21 protein-coding genes are annotated in these 22,147 nt (G+C 69.0%); 18 read left to right on the top strand and 3 right to left on the bottom strand.

What is annotated here, in order from left to right; translation table 11 throughout:
• Positions 1-6 precede the first annotated feature (6 nt).
• Positions 7-330, top strand: a complete 324-nt coding sequence (locus ACN9M6_RS01685) for a hypothetical protein (RefSeq protein ID WP_419161184.1) — start codon at positions 7-9, stop codon at positions 328-330.
• Here the strand turns inward: ACN9M6_RS01685 and ACN9M6_RS01680 are convergent.
• The gene (locus ACN9M6_RS01680; RefSeq protein WP_419161183.1) at positions 327-476 is read right to left on the bottom strand and encodes a hypothetical protein; all 150 of its coding nucleotides are present in this window, start codon (positions 474-476) and stop codon (positions 327-329) included. The genes ACN9M6_RS01685 and ACN9M6_RS01680 overlap by 4 nt on opposite strands.
• A 436-nt stretch (positions 477-912) precedes the next feature.
• Between ACN9M6_RS01680 and ACN9M6_RS01675 the strand changes: the two genes are divergently transcribed.
• The gene (locus ACN9M6_RS01675; RefSeq protein ID WP_419161182.1) at positions 913-1,206 is read left to right on the top strand and encodes an HU family DNA-binding protein; all 294 of its coding nucleotides are present in this window, start codon (positions 913-915) and stop codon (positions 1,204-1,206) included.
• Positions 1,207-1,284: 78 nt separating this feature from the next.
• On the opposite strand, the gene ACN9M6_RS01670 is transcribed toward ACN9M6_RS01675, so the two are convergent.
• Both ACN9M6_RS01670 and ACN9M6_RS01665 read right to left on the bottom strand, forming a co-directional pair.
• Positions 1,285-2,424, bottom strand: coding sequence for a vWA domain-containing protein (locus tag ACN9M6_RS01670; protein ID WP_419161181.1), 1,140 nt, complete (start codon positions 2,422-2,424; stop codon positions 1,285-1,287).
• A complete protein-coding gene (locus ACN9M6_RS01665; RefSeq protein WP_419161180.1) occupies positions 2,421-3,305 on the bottom strand; it encodes an AAA family ATPase in 885 nt (294 codons plus the stop codon). Before ACN9M6_RS01665 ends, ACN9M6_RS01670 begins: the two co-directional genes overlap by 4 nt.
• 205 nt (positions 3,306-3,510) lie before the next feature.
• Here ACN9M6_RS01665 and ACN9M6_RS01660 point away from each other — a divergent pair, with 205 nt between their 5' ends.
• From ACN9M6_RS01660 to ftsA, 16 genes are all read left to right on the top strand, one after another.
• Positions 3,511-3,969: an SRPBCC family protein gene (locus ACN9M6_RS01660; protein WP_419161179.1), complete on the top strand. Its 459-nt coding sequence runs from the start codon at positions 3,511-3,513 to the stop codon at positions 3,967-3,969.
• A 224-nt stretch (positions 3,970-4,193) separates the two neighbouring features.
• Positions 4,194-5,987 (top strand): tetratricopeptide repeat protein, encoded by a 1,794-nt coding sequence (locus tag ACN9M6_RS01655; protein ID WP_419161178.1) that lies wholly within the window; start codon positions 4,194-4,196, stop codon positions 5,985-5,987.
• Between the two features lie 213 nt (positions 5,988-6,200).
• On the top strand, positions 6,201-6,632 hold the full coding sequence (locus ACN9M6_RS01650; RefSeq protein ID WP_419161177.1) for a division/cell wall cluster transcriptional repressor MraZ: 432 nt from the start codon (positions 6,201-6,203) through the stop codon (positions 6,630-6,632).
• Between the two features lie 4 nt (positions 6,633-6,636).
• Positions 6,637-7,626 carry a 16S rRNA (cytosine(1402)-N(4))-methyltransferase RsmH gene (gene rsmH, locus ACN9M6_RS01645; protein WP_419161176.1) on the top strand — a complete coding sequence of 330 codons (990 nt, stop codon included), beginning with the start codon at positions 6,637-6,639 and terminating at the stop codon, positions 7,624-7,626.
• Positions 7,619-7,981, top strand: coding sequence for a hypothetical protein (locus tag ACN9M6_RS01640; protein WP_419161175.1), 363 nt, complete (start codon positions 7,619-7,621; stop codon positions 7,979-7,981). The genes rsmH and ACN9M6_RS01640 overlap by 8 nt, the downstream gene beginning before the upstream one ends.
• On the top strand, positions 7,978-9,996 hold the full coding sequence (locus ACN9M6_RS01635; protein ID WP_419161174.1) for a peptidoglycan D,D-transpeptidase FtsI family protein: 2,019 nt from the start codon (positions 7,978-7,980) through the stop codon (positions 9,994-9,996). The genes ACN9M6_RS01640 and ACN9M6_RS01635 overlap by 4 nt, the downstream gene beginning before the upstream one ends.
• A 169-nt stretch (positions 9,997-10,165) precedes the next feature.
• Entirely contained in the window at positions 10,166-11,653 is a 1,488-nt protein-coding gene (locus tag ACN9M6_RS01630) for a UDP-N-acetylmuramoyl-L-alanyl-D-glutamate--2,6-diaminopimelate ligase (RefSeq protein WP_419161173.1), read from the top strand.
• Positions 11,650-13,029 carry a UDP-N-acetylmuramoyl-tripeptide--D-alanyl-D-alanine ligase gene (locus ACN9M6_RS01625; protein WP_419161172.1) on the top strand — a complete coding sequence of 460 codons (1,380 nt, stop codon included), beginning with the start codon at positions 11,650-11,652 and terminating at the stop codon, positions 13,027-13,029. Before ACN9M6_RS01630 ends, ACN9M6_RS01625 begins: the two co-directional genes overlap by 4 nt.
• Positions 13,029-14,135, top strand: a complete 1,107-nt coding sequence (mraY, locus tag ACN9M6_RS01620; RefSeq protein WP_419161171.1) for a phospho-N-acetylmuramoyl-pentapeptide-transferase — start codon at positions 13,029-13,031, stop codon at positions 14,133-14,135. Before ACN9M6_RS01625 ends, mraY begins: the two co-directional genes overlap by 1 nt.
• The gene (murD, locus tag ACN9M6_RS01615) at positions 14,135-15,547 is read left to right on the top strand and encodes a UDP-N-acetylmuramoyl-L-alanine--D-glutamate ligase (protein ID WP_419161170.1); all 1,413 of its coding nucleotides are present in this window, start codon (positions 14,135-14,137) and stop codon (positions 15,545-15,547) included. The genes mraY and murD overlap by 1 nt, the downstream gene beginning before the upstream one ends.
• The gene (locus tag ACN9M6_RS01610; RefSeq protein WP_419161169.1) at positions 15,544-16,698 is read left to right on the top strand and encodes an FtsW/RodA/SpoVE family cell cycle protein; all 1,155 of its coding nucleotides are present in this window, start codon (positions 15,544-15,546) and stop codon (positions 16,696-16,698) included. The genes murD and ACN9M6_RS01610 overlap by 4 nt, the downstream gene beginning before the upstream one ends.
• A 3-nt stretch (positions 16,699-16,701) precedes the next feature.
• Positions 16,702-17,826 (top strand): UDP-N-acetylglucosamine--N-acetylmuramyl-(pentapeptide) pyrophosphoryl-undecaprenol N-acetylglucosamine transferase, encoded by a 1,125-nt coding sequence (locus tag ACN9M6_RS01605; RefSeq protein ID WP_419161168.1) that lies wholly within the window; start codon positions 16,702-16,704, stop codon positions 17,824-17,826.
• The gene (murC, locus tag ACN9M6_RS01600) at positions 17,823-19,226 is read left to right on the top strand and encodes a UDP-N-acetylmuramate--L-alanine ligase (protein ID WP_419161167.1); all 1,404 of its coding nucleotides are present in this window, start codon (positions 17,823-17,825) and stop codon (positions 19,224-19,226) included. The genes ACN9M6_RS01605 and murC overlap by 4 nt, the downstream gene beginning before the upstream one ends.
• On the top strand, positions 19,165-20,103 hold the full coding sequence (locus ACN9M6_RS01595; RefSeq protein WP_419161166.1) for an FAD-binding protein: 939 nt from the start codon (positions 19,165-19,167) through the stop codon (positions 20,101-20,103). The genes murC and ACN9M6_RS01595 overlap by 62 nt, the downstream gene beginning before the upstream one ends.
• The gene (locus tag ACN9M6_RS01590) at positions 20,100-20,921 is read left to right on the top strand and encodes a cell division protein FtsQ/DivIB (protein WP_419161165.1); all 822 of its coding nucleotides are present in this window, start codon (positions 20,100-20,102) and stop codon (positions 20,919-20,921) included. Before ACN9M6_RS01595 ends, ACN9M6_RS01590 begins: the two co-directional genes overlap by 4 nt.
• Complete coding sequence (gene ftsA / locus ACN9M6_RS01585) at positions 20,918-22,147, top strand: cell division protein FtsA (protein ID WP_419161164.1); 1,230 nt, start codon at positions 20,918-20,920, stop codon at positions 22,145-22,147. Before ACN9M6_RS01590 ends, ftsA begins: the two co-directional genes overlap by 4 nt.

Here is a 22,147-nt window from a genome sequence, read left to right as displayed (position 1 = left end):
GCTCAATTGATCGACTGGCTCATCGCAACCTGTATTTTCTGGATCGTCGCCGCCGTCTTCTTCGGCGGCATCTACGACGCGGAGACGGGGTCCGCCGGCCGTCAGGCGCTCGGGCTGGTACTCAACTTCGCCGTTTTCCTGGGAATCTTCGCGGGGCTCCGGCTCGCCCTCGGCGGGCTGGGAGGCGACAGCGCGTTCCTGGGCACCGTGTGGGGGCTGGCCCTACCCATCGGGATTCCGACCATGCTCATCGGCCGAATCGGAAACATCGTCTTCGGGTTGGTCGGAGTCACGATGGCCCGGAAGGTGTTCTCGGCGGACGCGCACTAGTGTAGTGTCGCTAAAGTGGCATTCGCACGGCTCACTTTCGCCAGGATGTCCTCCACGGCGGCGGTCCATTTGAACGGCGCCGGGTCCCGGTTTCGGTCATCGATGTAGGCCGTGGTCGTGTCGGTCAGCTGCTTCACGCTGGTCACGGCGAGCCGCTCCGCCCTCCACTCGCTAGCCTCCGCAATTATCAGCCCCCACGGCTCGGCTCCTTGGTCCTTGGCATGGCATAATTATATCGCGGCATTGAGGTAGGGTATTGTGCGTATTGCCGACAATCGGATCCTTCGTATCTTGGGCAATGCATGAAAAGATTAGCACGCTCTCCACGTTATGTACCTCCATCTTAAGCGGCACTACACTAGCCGCCCGTGTCGGGAGCAACCTTGTCTTCGAGCGGGTTTCCGGTACCGCTTGCGCTGAAGGAATTCCGCCGTGCTCAGGGTGCTTTGGAACCCGATCGGGACCGTCAATGCGGTGCTCATCCGCAGCGAGGAAAGCTCCCGCACTTGCAATCGCCGCAGCCTCAGCGAATTATGGCGGCACTAACCCTAGCCTGAGCTGACCTCAACAGGAGAACCCAGGATGACCAAAGACGATTTCGCGGCCAAGCTTGCCATGCAGACGGGCTTGAGCAAAGCCAGCGCGCGGGATGCAATCGACTGCATTTTCTCGACGGACGCAGGCAAGGGGATCATTGCAGGCGAACTCGATGGCGGCCGCGATTTCACGGTCACCGGCTTCGGTACCTTCGGGACGCGACACCGCAAGGCGCGGATGGGTCGCAACCCGCAGACGGGCGCGTCGATCCAGATTGCCGCCATGAACGTGCCTACGTTCAAGGCGGGCAAGGGACTGAAGGATCGCGTCCGAGGCTGAAGCTTGCCCCGCGGCGGGGCCCGGGCCACCGGGCCCCGCCGTGGCCACCTTTCCCCACCCGTCGTGCCCGGCGCCCCTTTACAATCTCAATAGCCCCGGAAGCGCTCGCAGCGCGTCCAGGCTGTGCCCCGACTGGAAGTGGTCGATGTAGGGAAGGGCTGCGCTCATCCCGCGTGCCTCGGGCGCGTAGCGAGAACTCTCGAGGAGGGGATTGAGCCAGATGACCCGTCGGGCCCGGCGTTGGATCCAGCCCATGGCACGCCGGAGCGGTTCCACTTCCCCCTGGTCGAGTCCGTCCGAGAGGATGATCACGAGCGTCCGGCGTCCGAGCATCCGCTGGCCGTAGCGGGTCACGAACGTCTCCAGACATTCGCCGATCCGCGTCCCGCTGGACCAGCCGCGCGCGCGCAGCCGATCAAGTGCGGGGTCGATGCTCTCGCCCGCGAGCCAGGGAGTGAGGTGTGTGAGACGGGTGCTGAACGCGAACGTCTGGATCTCACGAGCACGCCCACACCCCAGCAGAAACCGCAGCAGGAAGCGGCTGTAGCGCTCCATCGATCCGCTCACGTCGCAGAGCACGACGAGTTGAGGTGGAACGTTCCGCCGCCTCCGCCTCGCGAGGCGGACGAGTTCGCCCTCATGGGCCACGACCCACCGTAGCGTCCTCCGGACGTCGATCGGCCCGCGCCGGCCGCCGGGCTCGAGGCGGCGGCTCCGCCGCGTCGAGAGCTTCACCATCAGTCGTTCAAGCCAGACATCGACCTCGCGCAGTTCATCCGCTCCGATGGAGGCGAACGAACGCCGGGCGAGCGAGTGCGCCGCGCTGTAGGCCGCCCCCATCGGTTGAACGCTCGGTTCAGCGTCGTCGCGCTCGCCGGCGCGGACCTCGTCTCCGGAAGCCGCGCCGAAGCGGTCGCGGTCGTGGGGCGCGGTGCCGGGGGGCACGGGATTCGGAGCCGGCCGGGCCTTGGCCAGCAGGTCGTCGGCGGGCGACGACGAGCGTTGCCCGTGCCACCACGCCCGGAAGCATCGTTCGAAGATCGGCAGATCGCCGGGGCTCGAGCAGAACACGGCCCGCAGCCCCGCGCGGACATCCTCGACATCTTCGCCGTCGAGGTGCTCGAGCGCGGTGAGCGCCGCGGTGGACTCGGACAGCGCGCAGCCGACCCCTTCGCCGCGCAGCCGCCGGCCGAGGTCGACCAGTCTCGCCGGGGTCAACCCCCCGGGCCCCCCGATACGCGGAGCAGTGCCTCGAGTCGCTCGGCCGTCAGCCCGGCCAGGTCGTTCGGGTCCTTGATGAGTGCCCCGATCGCGTCGCGCGCTGTCTCGGGTCCCAGCGCCTCCGCTCCGAGGGCCTCCAGCGCCGTCGCGAAATCGAGCGTCTCCGCGACGCCGGGGGGCTTGCCCAGCCGCTCTCCGCGCAGCTGCTGTGCCAGCCCCACGGCCTCCCGGACGCGAGTCAATGCAATGTCCGGCCGCCGCCGCCGCAGAATCTCGATCTCCCGCTCCGGCTCGGGATAGTCGATCCACAGATAGAGGCAGCGACGCCGCAGGGCGTCGGACAGTTCGCGCGTACCGTTCGAGGTCAGGACGACGACCGGGCGCGTGCGGGCCTCGATCGTGCCCAGCTCCGGGATCGACACCTGAAAGTCGGACAGAAGTTCAAGCAGGAATGCCTCGAACTCCTCGTCCGCCCGGTCCACCTCGTCGATGAGCAGGACCGGACGCTCCTCGCACCGGATCGCGCGGAGCAGGGGGCGTTCGAGCAGAAAGTCGGGCCCGAAGATCGTCCGCTGCACCGACTCCGCGTCTCCGTCACGGCCCTGCAGCCGAATGTGAAGAAGCTGCTTCTGGTAGTTCCACTCGTAGAGGGCCGTCGGCAGGTCGAGCCCCTCGTAGCACTGGAGGCGAATGAGGTCGGTCCCGAGCCAGGCGGCCATCGCCTTGGCGATCTCGGTCTTGCCGACCCCCGCCGCGCCCTCCACGAGCAGCGGCTTTTCCATCGCGAGGCCGAGATGTACGGCCGTCGCGATGGCCCGGTCCGCGATATAGCCGGCCGACTCGAGACCCTCGACGATCTTCGCGATGTCGGATCGCAAAGTTCCGCCCTCCATTTCGCGTTGCCGGCGCCGGCGGGCTGCCGGACGCCATCTCCGCGTGTCCTCCATACGTCCCCTGTTGCGGGGGCCGCGCAGCAAACTCAGCTTCCCCGCACGCGGCAATATAACCGCTCTCCCGGACACCTGGCCCGGCTGGCGCGGCTACGGCCGCTGCCGGCCCGCGTCCCATCCCGAGGAACGAACCATGGCGATCGAGATCGAGAACAGTTTCGAGGTCCCGCAGCCGGTGGACGAGGTCTGGAACTTTCTCACCGATCCCGAACGCATCGTCGAGTGTCTTCCCGGCGCCCGGCTGATCGAGGCCGTCGACGAACACACCTTCCGGGGCGAGATTGGTCTCAAACTCGGACCGATCGGAACGCGGTTCATGGGTCAGATCCGCTTCGACGAACTCGACGCCGAGCGCCACCATATGGTGTTGACCGGCGAGGGAAGGGACCGGCGAGGCAGCGGCAACGTCCGGATGACGATGAAGAGCAGCCTCCGGCAAGGGGGGAATGGGGGGACCCGCATCTGGGTCTCGCAGTCGGTCGCGTTGACCGGCAGGCTCGCCTCCTTCGGTCGTGGCGGCGTGATCCAGTCGGTCGCGAACGTCATGTTCGGTCGCTTCACGGGCTGCGTCCGTCAGAAGCTCGCCGAGTGACCCGACCGGCCATGGGCACGTCGTATGAGTGGGTGCGCGGCCGTCCCGATTCGAACCACGCCGGACTTGCGGGGCAGCGCGGGTTGACCGTCACTTGCGTACAGAGTTGATTCGCGTTAATCGAACTTGATACCCTTTTGTTGTGAGATGTCGCTAGATTGTTGTGGGTGGCACGGCATTTTCGTCCGTGCGCTGGTTCCCGTACGAACGGTCCGAGGTACTCGATGAGAAGCACGCGCAACATCCTGTCGTGGTTGGTGGCCGGCGTGGCTGTCCTTTCCGTCCCGGCGGCGCCTCGGGCGCTGGAAGCCCAGACCGGAGAACTCACCATCCTCGTGGCTCCGGTTGCGGTAACCGAGCCGGTGGACCGGCGCTTCGGCGAGCGGATCGCCGAGGAAATCCGGGAAGCGCTCGAGCTCTTTCCGGGCTACATCGCCATCGACCGCGACGATGCCCGGGACCTGATCGACGACAACGATCTGGACGAGAGAACCATGAGCGCCATCGAGTGGCGTCAGCTGGCGATCCACCTGGACGCGAGCCTCGTCATGGTCGGAACCGCAACCCAGGGCGGAAGCGGCGTCGAAGTCGACATCAGCTTCATGGAGCCGACGACGGGGGACGAGCTGCCGATGGCAGCGCTCACGGTGGCGGACGACCGGTCCCACGAAGAGGCGGCGCAGCAGGTCATGGGCCAGTTCGGGATCGCCGTCGAGTACGCCCGGTCGCTCGCGTTCTGCGCCGACTACCTCGCGTCGGAGCAGCCGGGGGACGCGATCAGCAACTGCAACGCGGCTTTGCGGCTGAGCCCGGAAAGCGAACGGGCCCACTACCTGCGGGGTCGCGCGTTCATGCTGAACGAGGCGTGGGGTGACGCCGCGGGCGACCTCCAGCGGGTCGTTGACGGGAACGGTGCCCACTCGGAGGCACTCGAGTCGCTCGCCTTCACCCATGCCCAACTGGGCAACGGCCCCGAGTCGCTCAGCTACTATCAGCAGTTTCTGGGCTTCCAGCCCGACAAGGTCGACGTCCGGATGCGGATCGCCTACGACCTCACGCAGTCCGGACGCTGGGGCGAGGCCGTACAGCTCCTCCAGGATGGCGTGGGGCGGGCCCCGGATAACACGGACCTGCTCGAGTACCTGACCAGCGCGGCGCTCCGGGCCGGACAGGCCGCGGGCGAGGTCACGGATGCCGGCATGATCCGGGTCGCCGTCGAAGCGTCCGACAAGCTCGTCGGACTCCAGGGCGACGCGGTGAAGCCCTCCACGCTGTCCAACGCCACGAACGCCTACATGCTCCTCGAGGAATACGACAACGCGCTCGCGTTTTCGGAGCGGGCCCTCGAGGCGATCGCGAGTTCGGACGGCGCCGACGCCGACGCCGAGATGTCGAAGGAAGACCTGCTCGCTCAGGTCCACTCGTCGCGCGCCACGATCTACGATCGCATGGATGACCCGGCCACGGGCGTGGCGGAACTCGAACAGGCGCTCGCGTACAACCCGGATGTGGTGAACGGACGCCAGCGGCTCGGAACGCTCAAGCTGAAGTCCGGAGACCCTGACGGGGCCATGGAGGATTTCCGGGTCGCAGTCGCGGACGGGGCCGATGCGGATCAGGTGGCCAACGCGATCTTCGGCCTGGCGTTCTCGAACCACTTCCAGGCCCAGCAGCTGTTCCTGGGGACGCCAGCCTCGATCAATGTCGGCGAAGTGGCCCAGGCACTGGAGCTCTTCGATGCCGCCGCGGAGTTTGCCCAGGCCCCCGCGATAGCGGAGCAGATCCACTTCTTCCTGGCTTTCGGGTACTACCTGCAGGGAAGCGCTTATGACGGGCGGAACGAAGACGACGAAGCGTGCGGTCCTGCGCGGAATGCCCTCAACGCGTTCCAGCGAGTGAGCGCACACCTCGGTGAAGCGGGCAGCTACCAGGCGGACAGCCAGCGGCAGATCCGTGAGGCGATCGACGTCCAGCTGTACCGTCAGGAGACTATTATCGAGTCGGCTTGCAGCCGCTAGGGTGAGGCGGCGCCTGCAAGTGGCGCCCTGACGCACGGGACTTCGTGCCCGGCTCGCTTCTCGGCGGGCCGGGCATTTTCCGGGCTCCGAGATGGTATGAAATGGGGAAGAAAGGGGTTGACACCCATACCATAGGGACCTACTGTGGCTCGCGGTGGGTGGAAACGGGTCGTTCTGGGAGGGGCACCCTAAAGGAAATGTCGAAGGCACGATTTGCCGGGCTTTCTGGGGAGTTATCGACATCAACTCGACTCGCAGGGTCGAGTGAGCCTGCCGGCGCCTTTTCGAAAGGGCCGGGCAGGGTCGCCGTTCGTCCTCCTCCAGACGCAGCCGGACGCGCTGTCTCTCTACCCCGACGAGGCTTGGCAGGACGTACAGGCCGAGCTGCGGGAAATGTCGAGTCGGGAGCCGCGCTTTCGGCACCAGGTGCTGCGCGTTACGGCGGGAGCCGTCCAGGTCTCACCGGACGCACAGGGGCGGATCCTGATTCCGGAGCGGATGCGGAAGGCCGTCGCCCTCGGGACCGAAGCGCTGGTCGTGGGCGCGATCAATCACGTCCAGATCTGGCAGCCGGAGACGTTCGAGAGCGCGACGAGCGGGAGCGACGAGGAGTTCGATCGACAGATAGAGAAGGTGTTCGCTTGACGGGTTGTCCGATCACGGCACGGTGGGGGAAGTCGAGGGTGCCGACGGAGTGACGGAGGAGACGTTCCAGCACACGCCGGTCATGCCGGTCGAAGTGCTGCGGATACTTCGCCCGGAGTGGGGAGGCGTCTTCCTCGATGCGACGATCGGTGGTGCGGGGCATGCGATCCGGTTGCTGGAAGCAGGATCGGCCGTGCGCGTGGTCGGGATCGATCAGGACAGGGAAGCGATCGAGGCCGCGGAGCGGCGGTTGGCACCGCTGGGCGAACGAGTGAGGCTGATACGCGCGAACTTCAGGGACGTGGGTCGCCCGGAGTTCGACGGGGAGTTGGACGGCGTGGCGGGCGCCCTGATGGACCTGGGTGTTTCGTCGCACCAGATCGACACACAGGCGCGAGGATTCTCCTTCCGCCCGGGCACACCGCTCGGGATGCGAATGGATGAGGCGCGCGCAAGAGGGTCCGCCGCGGAGCTGCTGAATCGGGCGGACGAACATGAATTGGGCCGGGTCTTCCGTGATGGGGAAGAGCGCAGGTGGCGGGCGCTCTCGCGTGAGGTGGTGAGGCGGAGGAAGATCCGGTCCTTCAGCACGAGTGACGACCTCGTGGCCGTGCTGTCCGCGGTGCTGGGTCGTCCGGCGCAGGAGAAGCAGAAGGCCAGATTGTTCCAGGCTCTGCGGATCGCAGTGAACGACGAGTTGGCCGCGCTCGGCGAGGCGCTCGACGGGATCCGCGGCCGGCTCGCCCCGGGCGGGCGGCTGGTGGTCCTCTCGTACCACTCCCTGGAGGACCGGGTGGTGAAGCGGATGTTTCGGGACTGGGCCGCGAGTTGTCTCTGTCCGCCGGGTCTGCCGGAGTGTCGGTGCCGGGGAGTGTCGCTGGGACGGATCGTGACGCGCCGGCCGCTACGACCCTCGGAGGAGGAAGTGGCCCGGAACTCCAGGGCCCGCAGCGCACGGTTGAGAGCGTGGGAGAAACGCGCGGCGAATGGGTGACGAGGATGCGGGCGCGCGCAGGGTTCGGCACCGGACGCTCCTGCGGTGGATGACCGCTGGCGTCGCGGTTCTGGCGCTGGCGGCCTCCCTCGCGTCCGTGGTCCAGCGCGGTGAGGACGGGCGGCGGCTCACGGCCGAGCTCGGCGAGCTGGAAGCGGAGGCTCGGATCGCGGGAGATCGGATCGATGTGGAACGCGCCCGGGTTGACTCACTGACGACGCCGGCGCGGATCGAGCGCGAGGCGGAGATGCTCGGATTGCACCGGGCGGTGGAAGAACAACTGCTGCAGGTCGACGCGGCGAGTTCGCGGGACGGCGAGGGGACGGACGTCTCCACCGAGGGAGGGGACAAGTGACGCGGTTCGGCATTCATAGCGCCACGCAGGTGGAGGAGGCGGCGGGGGACGCGCAGGGTGCGGCCCTCGCGCGTACCCACCGTATCCGGCAGCGCGTACTTGGGTTCGGGATCACGCTCGTCGCCGTGACGTACGCTGTGCGCCTGGGTGAACTGCAGATCATCGAGGGTGACGCGCACCGGGAGAAGCAGCTGGCCCAGAGCGCCGAGTGGGAGCTGTTGCCCGCTCCGCGCGGCCGGATTCTGGATCGGCGAGGTCGTGTGCTCGCGGCGCCGGACACCCGCTACCAGGCCTTCCTCGCCGTCGATGAGTTGACGCTCGAGCGGGCCGAGGCGATCGAGGCCGTGGCGGCGGTTGTCCCCGTGCCCGCGGAGCGCCGGCAAGCCATCGCCGAGGCCGTCGGCGGGTGGTCGCTGGTGGCGAGCGATGTGAGTGACGAAGAGCGCGTGCGCATGCAGCGGACGATCGGACACGGGGTACACTTCGAGAGCCGGCCCGCGAGAGACTATCCACGAAGCATGGGCCGTCGGCTCATCGGCGCCGTGGGGGCGGACGGGCGGGGAGGCACGGGCCTCGAAGCCGACCTCGACGACTGGCTCGCCGGGATACCCGGCCGAGCCGAGGTCCGGGTGGATGGCCACCGGAACGCCTATCGCCCGCCCGGCGGAGAGGTGATCGAGGCCGTGGCGGGGCACGACGTCGTGCTCACGGTCGACGCCGAACTGCAACGGATCGCCGAGAACGAACTTGCGCGAGCCCTGACGAAGACCGGGGCGAGCGGGGGCGACATGGTCCTCCTCGACCCGCGCACGGGCGAGATCCTTGCGGTGGCGAGCGAGCGCAGCGACGGGGCGCCGGACCAGGTGTCCGCCCTCACCGATCCGTACGAGCCGGGGTCCACGATGAAGCCGTTCCTGCTCGCATCGCTGCTGAGCGAGGGCGTCGTCGACCTGGACGAGATCGTGGATGTCGAGGGTGGTACGCTGTACAGCGGTTCCCGCGTGATCACCGACGTGCACGGCTACGACACGCTCAGGGTTCGGCAGATCATCTCCAAGTCGAGCAACGTGGGTGCCGCGAAGCTCGCCGAGCGGCTGACACCGGCCGTCCAGCACCGCTACCTGCGGGACTTCGGGTTCGGCATGCGGACGCAGCTGGGGCACCTCGCCGAATCGCCGGGGCGGCTGAGTCGGCCGGAATCGTGGACATCGCTAAGCCCGGCCTCTCATGCGATCGGGTATGAGATGTCGGCCACCTCGCTGCAGCTCGCCTCCGCGTACGGTGCGATTGCGAACGGCGGCGTCCTCATGCGGCCCAGTCTCGTACGGGAAGTTCGAGATCCGTCGGGACACGTCGTCCAGCGTTTCGCTCCGCAGCCTGTGCGGCGGGTGATCCCTGAACAGGTGGCCGCCGAGGTTCGCGGCGTGCTGGAGGAAGTCGTCCGCGATGGAACCGGAACGCTGGCCGGAATGGCCCAGTTCGCGGTGGCCGGTAAGACCGGAACCGCTCGCCTCGCCGTCAACGGCCGATATGCGCAGGGCCGCTACCGCGCCTCGTTCGTCGGCTTCGCTCCGGCGGACGATCCGAGGATCGTGATCCTCACGCGGCTCGAAGATCCCACCGGAGGGGTCTACTACGGGGGAGCGATCGCGGCCCCGACGAGTCAGGCGGCGCTCGAAGCAGCGCTCGCGACGGACGGGGTTCAGCTCGATCCGCGCCTTGTCGTCTCGGACGCCCGGCCGCGTCCGTGGTCGGGTCGCCCGGCCCGTGGAACGCAGGCGGGACCGGTCATCCTGGCAGCCAGCGGCGGCACGGAAATGTGGACGGCGGCAGGCGGCACCGCCGAACCAGTCATCGCGGTTCCGGATCTGGCCGGACTGTCCGCGCGCGCGGCTGCCGCGCAACTGCACGCACTCGGCCTCCGCGTGGAATGGCGGGGACAGGGCGTCGTCGCCGCACAGAGCCCGGTCGCCGGCCGTGAGCTGGCTCGGGGCGAGATCGTCGTACTGAAATAGACCGATCGCGCCGAGTCGACCCGGCGGTCGGGCTCGGCAAGCAGGCGAACGCGAACGAAGGCGGGTCTCAGGGGATACAAGGTCGAGGAGACGTAAGCCGCGGGCGCGGCCGTTCGGTCGGGCCGTACGCGACCGATCGATCATGGACCCCGGCCCGGTGTGTCGGCCCTTGACGGAGCAGATCACCACGAGCGAGCAGGTTGAGCGTCGACTGGCCCGCGCGGGGCTGGAGCCGCGCTGGCGCAGCGCACGCCCGGCGGCGTTCCCGGCCCTTCGCTCCGATTCCCGCCTCGTCGGAGTCGGCGACCTGTTCTGCGCGATCCCGGGGACGCGTGTCGACGGTCATGCGTTCGTGGGGGCCGCAGCACGCGCGGGGGCGGCGGCGGCTGTCGTCGAACGCTTCACGGCGCACGACATCCCTCAATTGGTGGTGCGCGACGCCCGCGCGGCCGTTTCCCATCTCTCCGCGCTCTTCGCAGGCGACCCTGGTGAGGCTCTACGCCTGATCGGGATCACGGGCACGAACGGGAAGTCGACGACGGCGTGGCTCACACGGTGGGTCCTGGCCGATGCCGCCCCCGCCGCGGCTCTGGGCACGCTGGGCGCAGTCTCGATCGACGGCGAGGTCGGGATGCCGAAACTGACGACGCCCGATCCGATCGAACTGGGGCTCGAACTCGCCGAGCTGCGGGCGAGCGGAGCTGAAACGGTCGCGCTCGAGGTCTCGTCGCACGCGCTCGACCAGCGGCGCGCGGTTGGCTTCTCCTTCGAGGCAGTGGCCTTCACGAGCTTCAGCCGCGAGCACCTCGACTACCACGCGGATCTCGCCTCCTATCGGGCTGCCAAGCTCCGCTTGCTCGAGCTCCTCGCGCCCGGCGGGGTGTGCGCTGTCGACGACGATGAACCCGCCTGGAAGGGTATCGCTCCGGTGAGCGGGACGACGCTGCGCTACGGGCTTGCGCCGACGGCAGACCTGTGGCCGGACCGACTCGTCCTCTCTGCGGGCGGCTCCCGCTTCGACCTGAGGGTGGGTGATCAGGCGGCGCCGGTTTCACTGCCGCTCCCGGCGGACTTCAACGTACGGAATGCGCTGGCGGCCGCCGCCATCGCCTACGGCTTCGGCATGCGGCCCGAGCGAATCGCCGCCCGGTTGTCCGCTGCCCCTCCGGTTCCGGGACGCATGGAGGTGCTTTCGCGGGAGCCCGTCCTGGTGATCCGCGATTTCGCGCACAACCCGGATTCCTGTGAGCGAGCGCTCTCCACGCTGCGGGCGATCGTGCCGGGCCGACTCATCGCGCTTCTCGGCTGCGGTGGCGACCGCGACCGCGGCAAGCGGCCGCAGATGGGTCGCATCCTGGCCCGGCTGGCCAATGTCGCGATCGTGACCAGCGACAACCCACGCTCGGAAGATCCGGAACAGATTTGCCGGGAGATGGTCGCGGGCCTCCCGGCCGACGCGTACGAAATCGTCGTAGACCGCCGCGAGGCGATCGCGAGGGGGATCGCCGAAGCCGGGCCGACCGACGCGGTCGCGCTCCTCGGGAAGGGGCATGAGACGGTTCAGGTCATCGGTGGCGAGACGCTCCCGTTCGACGAGCGTCGGATCGTGGCCGAGATTCTCGGGTCCCCCACGAACTCGAACGGTGGGCAGGCGTGAGCGCGGCAACACATCTCCCGACCCTGCGGTCCGGCAGGATCCGGTGTGCCCTCGGTCTCGGGGCGCAGGACGGCGAGGAGCGCGCGTACGCAGGTGTATCGTCCGACTCGAGGACGCTCAAGCCAGGCGAGTTGTTCGTCGCGCTCGCGGGTGAACGGCACGATGCCGCCGACTTTCTCCCCCAGGCGGCGGCCCGAGGCGCCTCGGGCGCCATCGTACGCGCGGGCCGCGAAAACCCCGCGCTGCCCCTGGAGTACTTCAGTGTACCGGATCCTCTGCAGGCGCTCGGGGATCTGGCGGCGGGCGCCCGGCGGGATTCCGCGGCTACCGTCGTGGCGATCACCGGGAGTTCGGGCAAGACGACCGTCAAGGAGATGGTCGCCTGCGCGCTATCAGAGGTGGGACGCGTCTATCGGACCGAGGGCAACCTCAACAGCCAGGTAGGGCTGCCGCTCACCATTCTCCGTGCGCCTCCCGACGCCGATACATGGGTTCTCGAAGTCGGTGCCAGCGAGCCGGGCGAGATCGGTCGGATCGCGGAGATCGCGCGTCCCGATCACGTCGTCATCACCACGGTCGGGGCCGCGCACCTCGAGTTTTTCGGCGATGTGACCGGGGTGCTGCGTGAAAAGATGCGGCTGGCGCACGGGGCCTCGGGACGCGGCGCGCTGATCGTCGGCGAGGAACCCGACGTGCTGCCGGCGGCCGCCCGCGCGCATCGGGCCGACGCCATAGTGGCCGGGATCGGGCCGGGAGCCGACTTTGCGCCGGACGAGTATGTGGCCGGGCCGGATCGGATCGAATTCCGGCGGGGTGAGATGGGCGTCTCGATGGGCGTGGGGGGCGAACACCACCTGCGGGACGCCCTGATCGCCGCCGCCGTAGCGGAGGCGCTGGAGGTCCCGCCCGCCGCGGCCGCCCGCGGGCTGTCCCGCTACCAGCCGCTCGGCATGCGAGGCGCGATCCGGCGCATCGGCCGACTCACCGTCCTGGCGGACTGCTACAACGCCAACCCGGACTCGTTTCGAGCGGCGATCGCGCAGGTCCGCCGTCTGCTCCACGGCCGCCGAGGCGCCGTCTTCGCAGGCTCCATGCTCGAACTCGGCCCGGAGGAGGCCCGCGCCCACCGGGACATTGGAGATGAACTGCAGGCGGCGGGGTTCGACGTCATCGCCGCGACCGGCCTGTTCCGCAGCGTCCCGTTCGACGGTGCGTCCGCCCGCTCGGTCATCCGGGCAGAGGATCCCGCAACGGCCATAGCGGCGTTCGGTGAAGCCCTCGCCGGCGATGAAGTGGTGCTCGTAAAAGGCTCGCGTGGCGCTCGGCTCGAGCGGGTCATCGATGACCTGGAGGCCCGTTTCGGAGGCCGCACCTGATGCTCTACCACTTCCTGTTTCCGCTCGCGGACCAGCATATCCTGTTCAACGTCTTCCAGTACATCTCCTTCCGCGCGGCGGGGGCGATGGTGACGGCGCTGCTCACCGCGTTCATGGTCGGCCCCGGCGTGATCGCCCGGCTGCGCCGGCACGGGATAGGTCAGGTGGTCCGCGCGGAGGGCCCGGCCACGCATCTGAAGAAGGCCGGCACCCCGACGATGGGCGGCCTCATCATCCTCACCGCCTGTCTCCTGCCTACGCTCCTGTGGGCCCGCCTCGACAACACGTACGTGTGGATCGTGTTCGGTGTCACCGCCTGGATGGGCGCGATCGGGTTCATGGACGACTACCTCAAGATCGTGCGCCATCATTCCCGCGGTCTCATTGCGCGGTACAAGCTCATCTGGCAGTTCGTGCTCGGTCTCGCCCTCGGCGGCTTCCTCCTCTGGCAGCCCCCATCGACCTACGGCGCGACCCAGACCATGCTGCCGTTCTTCAAGGATCTCACGGTCGTCCTGGCGCCCGCCCTGTTCCCGCTCTTCGTGGCCGTCGTCGTCGCCGGGAGTGCGAACACCGTGAACCTGACCGATGGACTCGACGGCCTGGCTACGGGGCTGGCCGCCATCGCGGCCCTCACATTCGGTGCTTTCGCGTACGCGATCGGCCGCGTGGATATGTCGGCATATCTCGGACTGCTGTACCTGGAGGGGGCGGGCGAATTGTCGGTGTTCTGCGCCGCGCTGGCGGGGGCGGCGATCGGGTTTCTGTGGTTCAACGCCCATCCCGCGGAGGTCATCATGGGCGACACCGGCGCCCTGGCCCTCGGGGGCGCGATCGGTGCCGTGGCCGTGCTCCTCAAGTCGGAGTTTCTGCTCCTCCTGGTGGGCGGCGTGTTTGTCCTCGAGGGGCTGTCGGTCATGCTGCAGATCGGCTGGTTCAAGTTCAGCCGCTGGCGCTGGGGAGAGGGTCGCCGCCTCCTCCGCATGGCCCCGCTGCACCACCACTTCGAGAAACTGGGTTGGCCCGAGCCGCGCGTCGTCACGCGCTTCTACATTCTCGGCGTCATCTTCGCGCTCGTCGGCCTCGCGACGCTGAAGATCCGCTGATGGGACGCAACGGTCGTCTCCCGCTCTTCGCCCCCGGCGATCCCGTAGCCGTCCTTGGACTCGGAGTGTCCGGAACCGCGGCGGCCCGGCTGGTGCATTCTCTGGGAGGGGATGTCTATGCGAGCGACGCGTTCGAGGGCCCCCGGCAGCGGGAGGCTGTAGAAGCGCTCACGGCCGAAGGGATCGCGGCCGAAGTGGGTCGGCACGACGTGGAACGCATTCTCAACGCGCGCCTCGTCGTCACCAGCCCCGGCATCGCACCCAGTGCGGAGATCCGGCGGACCGTGGCAAACGCCGGCGTCCCCACCGTGGCCGAGATCGAAATCGCGTACCGGCACCTGACGTCGCGCGTCATCGGCATCACGGGTACGAACGGCAAGACGACGACGACCGCGCTGTGCGGGCATCTCCTGCAGCAGGCCGGCGTAAACGCGATCACGGCGGGCAACATCGGACGGCCTCTCTCCGATGTCCCCATGATGGCGCGGCAGCCCGACTGGGTCGTGGTAGAGCTCAGTTCGTTTCAGCTCGCCGATCTCCGTGCCTTCCGCCCGACGGTCGGCCTGCTGGTGAACCTCGCCCCCGACCACCTCGACTGGTACTCGAGTCTCGAGCACTACTACGAGGACAAGGCGCGTCTGTTCTCGAATGCCGACGCCGACAGTCAGTGGGTGCTGAACGGGGACGACAGCGAAGTGCTCGCGATGGCGGGTACGACCGCGGGCCGGCGATACCTGGCCTCGATCGAGACGCACGAGGGGCCCGGTGCATGGCTCGACGAGGCCGGGAATCTCGTTCAGCGGCTCGAAGCGGAAGCGGCGCCGGAGACCTGGATCGCGGCAGGGGAACTGCAACTGGTCGGGGCTCACAACATCATGAACGCGCTCATGGCCGGCCTCGGTGCGGCCCTCGTCGGCTGTGACGCCGCGTCGATCGGTGCCGGACTCGCCTCCTTCCAGGGGTTGCCGCATCGCCTGCAGCGAGTGGGCGAGTTCGAGGATGTGCTCTGGATCAACGATTCCAAGGGGACGAACGTCTCCGCGACCAAGGTCGCCCTCAACGCGTTCCACAGGCCTCTCGTCGCACTTCTCGGGGGTCGGCACAAGGGCGAGTCCTATCGCTCGCTCATTCCCGCGCTGCGGGAGAACGCTCGTGCCGTGATCGCGTTCGGAGAAGCCGCCCCGCAGATCGTACGTGAACTCGGGGACACGGCGCCGATCGACGTCGCCGGCGGCGTCCCGCAGCTGGTGCGTCTGGCACGGAACGCCGCCCGTCCGGGGGATGTCGTCCTCTTCTCGCCCGCCTGTTCCAGCTACGACATGTTCCCGGATTACCGGACGCGGGGCCGGACCTTCGAACGGTGTGTGGTCGAGTCATACGGCGCCGGGGAGCCGGAAGGGGGAGGCGGATGACGGATCACGCCCTCGAATGGGAACTGCCGCGCGTCCAGGAATCCGCGGGTTCGCCGGCCTGGGTGCGGCACGCGTTGCTCGGGATCACGCTCGTTCTCGTCGTGTTCGGGCTCCTCTCCGTCTATTCCGCCAGTTCGTTCTCGGCGCAGCAGAGCGGCCTGCCCGGCAACCACGTGCTGATGAGCCAGCTGGCCCGCGCCGCCATCGGAGCTGTGGCGCTGATCGTGGCGACGTTCGTCGACTACCGCCTGTACGAGCGGTTGGCATGGCCGATCCTGCTGGTCGTTGCGGCACTGCTCCTCGTCGTGATTCTCCCCGGGACGTCGGAGATCGCGCCCTTGCGAAACGGGTCGCGTCGCTGGCTGATGCTCGGGCCGGCGACCTTCCAGCCTTCCGAGCTGGCGAAAGTGGCCGTGGTCTTCTGGACGGCCGCGCTCGCCGTCCGCAAGCAGTGCGCGCTCAAGAGCTTTCGTGGCGGGGTGCTTCCGTTCCTCCTCATCCTCGGGCCGGTGCTCGTACTGATCGCCGCGGAGCCCCATCTCTCGGCCACGCTGATCACCGCCGCGCTTGTGGCAACGGTTCTGTTTGCGGCGGGAATGCGGATCCGGCACTTCCTGGTGCTGGCCCTGCCGATCGGGCCGGCGCTGTGGTGGCTCGTGCGTTCGAACAGCTACCAGCTCACGCGGATTCTCGCGTTCCTCGATCCCGAGGCCGATACGTCCGGCGCCGGTTACCAGCTCCAGCAGGCGCAGATCGCGATCGGGTCGGGCGGCGTGCTGGGCGCGGGATACGGGGAGAGTACCCAGAAGCTGCACTACCTGCCCGAGGCGCAGAACGACTTCATCTACCCGATTATCGCCGAGGAATGGGGGTTCGTGGGCGCCGTCACGATGCTCGTGCTCTTCCTGGTCTGGACGCACCTGGGCCTGCGGATCGCGAGATCGGCCCCGGACTTGTTCGGACGCCTCATCGCAATCGGGCTCACCGCGATCGTGGCGATCGGGGCGTTCGGCCATATCGGGATCACGATGGGGCTGCTGCCCACGACAGGGGTGAGCCTTCCCTTCATCAGCGCGGGTGGCACGGGGCTGGTTACCGCGCTCGCGATCACGGGCGTGCTGCTCAACGTGGCCTCGCGGCGGAGATGCTGACGCATGGCCGCGTCTCGTATCCTGCTCGCGGGGGGCGGCACGGGGGGCCACCTGTATCCCGCCCTCAACCTGGCCGACGCGTTCGGCCGGCTGGCGCCGGAGATCGAGTGTGTGTTCCTGGGGGGGCAGCGCGGCCTGGAGGCGCGAGTGCTGCCTGACGCCGGGTACGAGTTCCGGTTGCTGCCGCTGCAGCCGCTGTACCGGCATCGGCCGTGGCGCAACTGGCGCCTGCTCGCTTCGGCGCCCGTTGTCCTGGCCGGGGTACGCCGTGCGTTTCGCGACTTCGACCCGGGGCTTGTGGTGGGGACCGGAGGGTATGTCTCGGGGCCGGCCCTCGCCTGCGCTCGTCTGCGCCGCGTCCCCGCGGCGATTCAGGAACAGAACGCGGCCCCGGGGCTCGTGACGCGACTCATGGCGCCCGGGGTCGACCAGATCCACCTGGGCTATCCGGAAGCCGAGGCCCGGCTGAGGGTGCGCGACCGGACCCGGCTTTGCGCGCTGGGGAATCCCGTCACCCCCGGCGTGGGCCGCGGGACCGACACCGGCTTTGCATGGCCGTCCGGCAGGAACCTCCTCGTCTTCGGCGGAAGCCAGGGGGCGCTCGGCCTCAACCGGGCTTTCCTGCGCGACCTCGAATGGGCGGCGCGCGACGCCGCAGGCTGGCCGGACGGCGTGTCCGTGGTCTGGATCGCGGGCCCCGCCCATGCCGCCGACCTGTCGGCGCGGGTGTCGAGGCTTCCGTTCGCCGACCGGATTCATGTCGTGCCCTACATCGACGATCTCGGCCGGCAACTCGGCGGAGTGACGCTGGCGCTGTGCCGGGCAGGCGCGATGTCCCTGGCGGAACTGTGCGCCGCGGGCCGGCCGGCCGTGCTCGTGCCGCTCCCCACTTCGGCCGGCGGACATCAGCTGACCAACGCGAGGGCGCTGGCCCGGGCGGGCGCGGCCGAGGTCCGCGAGGAGGGCGAACTCGAGCCCGGCGAACTGTGGTCGACCTGCCGGGACATCCTCACCGAAGACGGGCGTCTGGCCGGGATGTCGGAGGCGGCAGCAAGCCGGGGCCGGCCGGATGCGGCGCTCGCCATCGCGCGTGAAATGCTGCTCCTTCTCGATCGGTCCGCCGCATGATCGGGGCCGCGGCGGGTGCTCCCCGGCTGGCGCGAACCGCAGACCTCCCCGCGCCCGGGGCGCGCGTACACCTCATGGGGATCGGCGGCGCGGGCATGCGCGGTCTGGCCCTGCTGCTGGACCACACCGGCTATGTCGTGAGCGGCTGCGACCGGGGCCCAGCCGATGCATTGGGAGACCTGACCGCCCGCGGCATCCGGGTCGCGGGGGCGCACGATGCGGCGCACGTCGCCGGTGCGGACCTGCTCGTGAGGAGTTCAGCCGTGCCGGTCGACGTACCGGAAGTGGCCGGTGCGGAGGCGGCAGGCGTCCCCGTCCTGCGCCGCGCCCGGGCGCTGGGCGCCTTGCTCAACGACCGCACGCTGGTCGGGATCGCCGGGACCCACGGGAAGACGACCATCACCGCCATGGCCGGGCACGCCGCCGCCGCCGCGGGCATCGACCCGCTCGTCCTCGTGGGAGGCCACGTCCCCGCCTGGGACGGTTTCGTCCGCCTGGGTCGCGGCCCCGCGGTCGTGGAGGCCGACGAGTTCGACCGCTCGTTCCTCGAACTTCGACCGACCGTCGCCGTGGTCAGCTCCCTCGAAGCAGAGCATCTGGACACCTACGGGGACTACGCGAGCCTGCGCTCCGCCTTCGCCGAGTTTGCGGAGCGCGCGCGCCGCGCCGGCGGCCTCATCTACTGTCACGACGATGAAGGCGCCCGAGGACTGGCCGAGGCGGCGGGCTTCGGGTGCGGATACGGCTTCGAAAAGGGAGCCTGGTGCCGGATCGAGGCGACCGGGCCCCGCGACTGCCGTTTCACCTGGCCCGACGGCGTTGCCGACATCACGCTCCGGGTGCCCGGGCGCCATAACCAGCTCAATGCCGCCGCGGCCTTCCTCGCCACCGTCCAGGTGGGGGGTGATCCAGGCGCAGCGGCCGGCGGGCTGGCGAACTTCCGTGGCGTGGGCCGCCGCCTCGAGTGCCTCGCCGAGTGGCCGGACTTGAAGGTGTTCGACGACTACGCCCATCACCCGACCGAGGTCGCGGCGTCGATCGCGGCACTCAGGCAGGCACACCCCGCCGCCCGGCTGACGGTCGTCTTTCAACCACACCTGTTTACGAGGACGCGCGCTTTCGCCGAGGCGTTCGCCGACGCGCTGGCCGCGGCGGACGAGGCCCGCGTGCTCCCGGTGTATCCCGCCCGCGAGGCGCCGATCCTCGGCGTCACGGCGAGCCTCATCACGGGCGCGTCGGGCTCGGCCGCGAAGCTCATTGATCGAGGGGCCGCTCTCGATCTCGTACCGCCGACCTGCGGCGAGGGCGAGGCAGTTCTCGTCTTCATGGGAGCCGGCGATGTCACCGACCTCGCGCACGCGGCGGTCCAACGGCGAGCGGGCGATGCGGTGGGAGCGTGATGTCCCGCTGGGGCCGCTGGCCCGGTACGGGATCGGCGGACCCGCGGCGCGGCTCGCACGGCCACACTCGCTGCGGGAGCTCACCGATGCCCTGCGCGACACGGCCGGGTGCGGGTATCGCGTGCTGGGCACCGGCGCCAACGTCCTCATCGGCGACGCCGGGACCGCGGAGCCTGTTCTCGTCCTCGACGGCGAGTTCTCCGCCATCCGACTCGGCGAGAACTCGATCGAGGCCCGGGCCGCCGCCCGACTCCCCGCGCTGGCCGGCACCGCCCGCCGCGCCGGGCGCGCCGGCTTCCATTTCCTCGAGGCCGTGCCCGGGACGCTCGGCGGAGGCCTGCGCATGAACGCCGGCTCGCGAGAGGACTGGCTCTGGGACCGTGTCGAATGGGCGGAGGTCGTGACGCCCGGCGGCGAACTCGTGCGGCTGCGACCCGAGGACGCGACGCCCGCCTACCGCCATGTCGACGTACCGCCCGACTGGGTGTTCGTGCGGGCGCGCTTCAGCGCGACCCCGGGGGATGCTGCGGCGATCCGCGAGGCGCACCTGAACTTCCGCGAACGAAAGGTGCGCGACCAGGTATACGAGCTGCCCTCGGTCGGGTCCACGTGGAAAAACCCCGGACCGCCGCACCCGCCCGCCTGGAAGATCGTGGACGAGGTGGGCATGCGCGGCGCGCGCGTCGGCGGCGCCCAGGTAGCCACGCGGCACGCTAACTTCATCGTCAACCTGGGAGCCGCCAGCGCCGATGACGTGCTCGAACTGATGGCCGAAACCCGCCGCCGCGCGCTGGTGCAGCTCGGCGTCGCCCTCGAGCCCGAGATCCACTTCTGGGGTTTCGAGCCCGAGCAACTGGCCTGCGTGGGGGCCGCGTGATCTCGCCCGTGTGGGATCCCGATGATCTCACTCCCTCCGCGGGCGATGAGGGCGATGAGGGCGGCACCTCGCGCTCCCGGCGGCTGACGCGGCGGGGACGCCGGAAACTCTTCGTTGTCCTGCTGGCCGGCGCGATCGGATTCTCGGTGCCTGTCTGGGTCCCCCGACTCCTGGCCACGCTCCCCGCCTTTTACATCGCCGACGTTCAGGTGGTCGGAACGAACTACGTCCAGCCGGAAGACATCAGGAGGATCGTCGCGGTGGCCCCCGACGCATCGGTGTGGGACGATCACGGGCTGTGGGAGGAGCGCGCCCGCACACACCCCATGGTCCGCGAGGCGACAGCTCGCCGGCAGGGGTTCCACACTCTCGAGATCACGGTGGTGGAGAAACGTCCCATCGCGCTGGTTGCAACGCCCGAGCTGCGTCCGGTGAGCGGCGACGGTTACCTGCTCCCGCTCGATCCGTCTTCCGGGCCGCTGGATCTCCCCATCGTCCGCGGCCCCGTCGAGACAGACGGGAACCTCGTGACCGACCCGGAGATACGAGAACTCATCGCGACACTCCAGCGGTTGGATCGAACCAGGCGGGAGTTCATGTCGCTCGTTTCGGAAATCACTACGGCCCCCGAGGGTGGATACCGGTTCCTTCTCCTTCCGGGGGCCGAGGCGGACGTCGTGCTGCTCCCTCGGGAGGCTCCCCTTCGGGCGCTCGACCGGGTCTCCGTCGCGCTCGGACAGATCGAAGATCACCGCGTCGCACGTGCGGACGCGCGCTTCAAAGGCCAAGTTGTCCTGACGCGTGCGGAGGCGAGATGATCCAGGGGGCGGGGAGCCTTGTCGGGGTGGACGTGGGATCGACCAAGACCTGTGCGGTCGTAGTTGCCGTGCATCCGGGGCGGGCACGCACCGACCCTCTCGAGATCCTCGGACTCGGAGTCTCGCGCTCCGAAGGCATGAACGGGTCGTCCGTCGCCGATGTCGACGCTGCGACCCGCTCGGTCCGCGCCGCCGTGGGACAGGCCGAGGCGATGGCCGGCCGAGAGGTGGAAGCCGCCTACGTCAGCGTACCCAGCGGCTCCGTCCGAACCTCGCGATCGAAGGGCGTACTCTCCGTCTCCAGCTCGGAAGTGACCCAGGCCCATGTGAAACGGGTCCAGGAAGTCGGCCGTGCCGTCCCGATCCCGCCTGGCCACGAGTTGATCCACGCCCTGTCCCAGCAGTACTCGGTCGACGGCCGCGACGGGATTCGGGACCCCCTGGGGATGTCCGCCACCCGCCTCGAGGCGGATATCTGCATTGTGACGGCCGACATGGCGATCTGCCGCGACCTCTCCCGAGTGATCGATCGGGCGGGATATCGTCCGGACGAGTTGGTCATGGCCCCGCTGGCCACGGCGCTCGCCGTACTCGATGACTCGGAGCGCGAAGAAGGAGTGGCCCTCGTCGAGATCGGCGGCGCGACCACCGACGTCCTCGTATACGGGGGACACCGCATCCTCCACGCCGCGACGCTGCCCTGGGGGGGCGGGACCGTGACGAGGGACATTGCCCGCGGCCTGGGGCTTCACGAGGACGAGGCGGCGCAGCTCAAGCAGCGGTATGGATCGGCGCGGCGGGATGCGGTCGATTCCAGGGAACTGCTGGACGTGTCGGGCGCTCGCCACGGGGGCGCGCGCCGGGTGTCGCGCGAGCTGCTGGCGCACATTATCGAACAGCGACTGGACGAGATTCTGGGGCTTGTCTACGACGAGCTGAACGGAAGTGGTACACTCAACCGGCTGGGAGCGGGGATCGTATTGAGCGGAGGCGGCGTCTCGCTCGCGCACACAGACGATCTGGCCCGGTCGGTCTTCAACCTGCCGGTGCGGATCGGCGTTCCTTCGCTCGGGATCACCGGCATGGCGGACAGCGTCGCGCTTCCATCCTACGGCACGGCGGTGGGGTTGACGCTTTACGGCGCGACGCGCGCCCCCGCCGGCGGGTTTGTGGGAGCGACCCGGGCGTTCGCGAGGGTCGGAGGGTGGCTACGGGAGTTCTTCTGA

Source organism: Candidatus Palauibacter sp., assembly GCF_965197445.1.
Taxonomy (GTDB): domain Bacteria; phylum Gemmatimonadota; class Gemmatimonadetes; order Palauibacterales; family Palauibacteraceae; genus Palauibacter.
The sequence above is the reverse complement of the archived record's forward strand: the minus strand, read 5'-3'. Positions and strand labels throughout refer to the sequence as shown.

Excerpts from the sequence above, each read along its gene's own strand:
- ACN9M6_RS01675 (WP_419161182.1), top strand. The coding sequence starts at position 913 with ATGACCAAAGACGATTTCGCGGCCAAGCTTGCCATGCAGACGGGCTTG.
- ACN9M6_RS01660 (WP_419161179.1), top strand. The coding sequence starts at position 3,511 with ATGGCGATCGAGATCGAGAACAGTTTCGAGGTCCCGCAGCCGGTGGAC.
- ACN9M6_RS01655 (WP_419161178.1), top strand. The coding sequence starts at position 4,194 with ATGAGAAGCACGCGCAACATCCTGTCGTGGTTGGTGGCCGGCGTGGCT.
- ACN9M6_RS01640 (WP_419161175.1), top strand. The coding sequence starts at position 7,619 with ATGGGTGACGAGGATGCGGGCGCGCGCAGGGTTCGGCACCGGACGCTC.
- mraY (WP_419161171.1), top strand. The coding sequence starts at position 13,029 with ATGCTCTACCACTTCCTGTTTCCGCTCGCGGACCAGCATATCCTGTTC.
- murD (WP_419161170.1), top strand. The coding sequence starts at position 14,135 with ATGGGACGCAACGGTCGTCTCCCGCTCTTCGCCCCCGGCGATCCCGTA.
- ACN9M6_RS01610 (WP_419161169.1), top strand. The coding sequence starts at position 15,544 with ATGACGGATCACGCCCTCGAATGGGAACTGCCGCGCGTCCAGGAATCC.
- ACN9M6_RS01605 (WP_419161168.1), top strand. The coding sequence starts at position 16,702 with ATGGCCGCGTCTCGTATCCTGCTCGCGGGGGGCGGCACGGGGGGCCAC.
- murC (WP_419161167.1), top strand. The coding sequence starts at position 17,823 with ATGATCGGGGCCGCGGCGGGTGCTCCCCGGCTGGCGCGAACCGCAGAC.
- ACN9M6_RS01595 (WP_419161166.1), top strand. The coding sequence starts at position 19,165 with ATGTCACCGACCTCGCGCACGCGGCGGTCCAACGGCGAGCGGGCGATG.
- ftsA (WP_419161164.1), top strand. The coding sequence starts at position 20,918 with ATGATCCAGGGGGCGGGGAGCCTTGTCGGGGTGGACGTGGGATCGACC.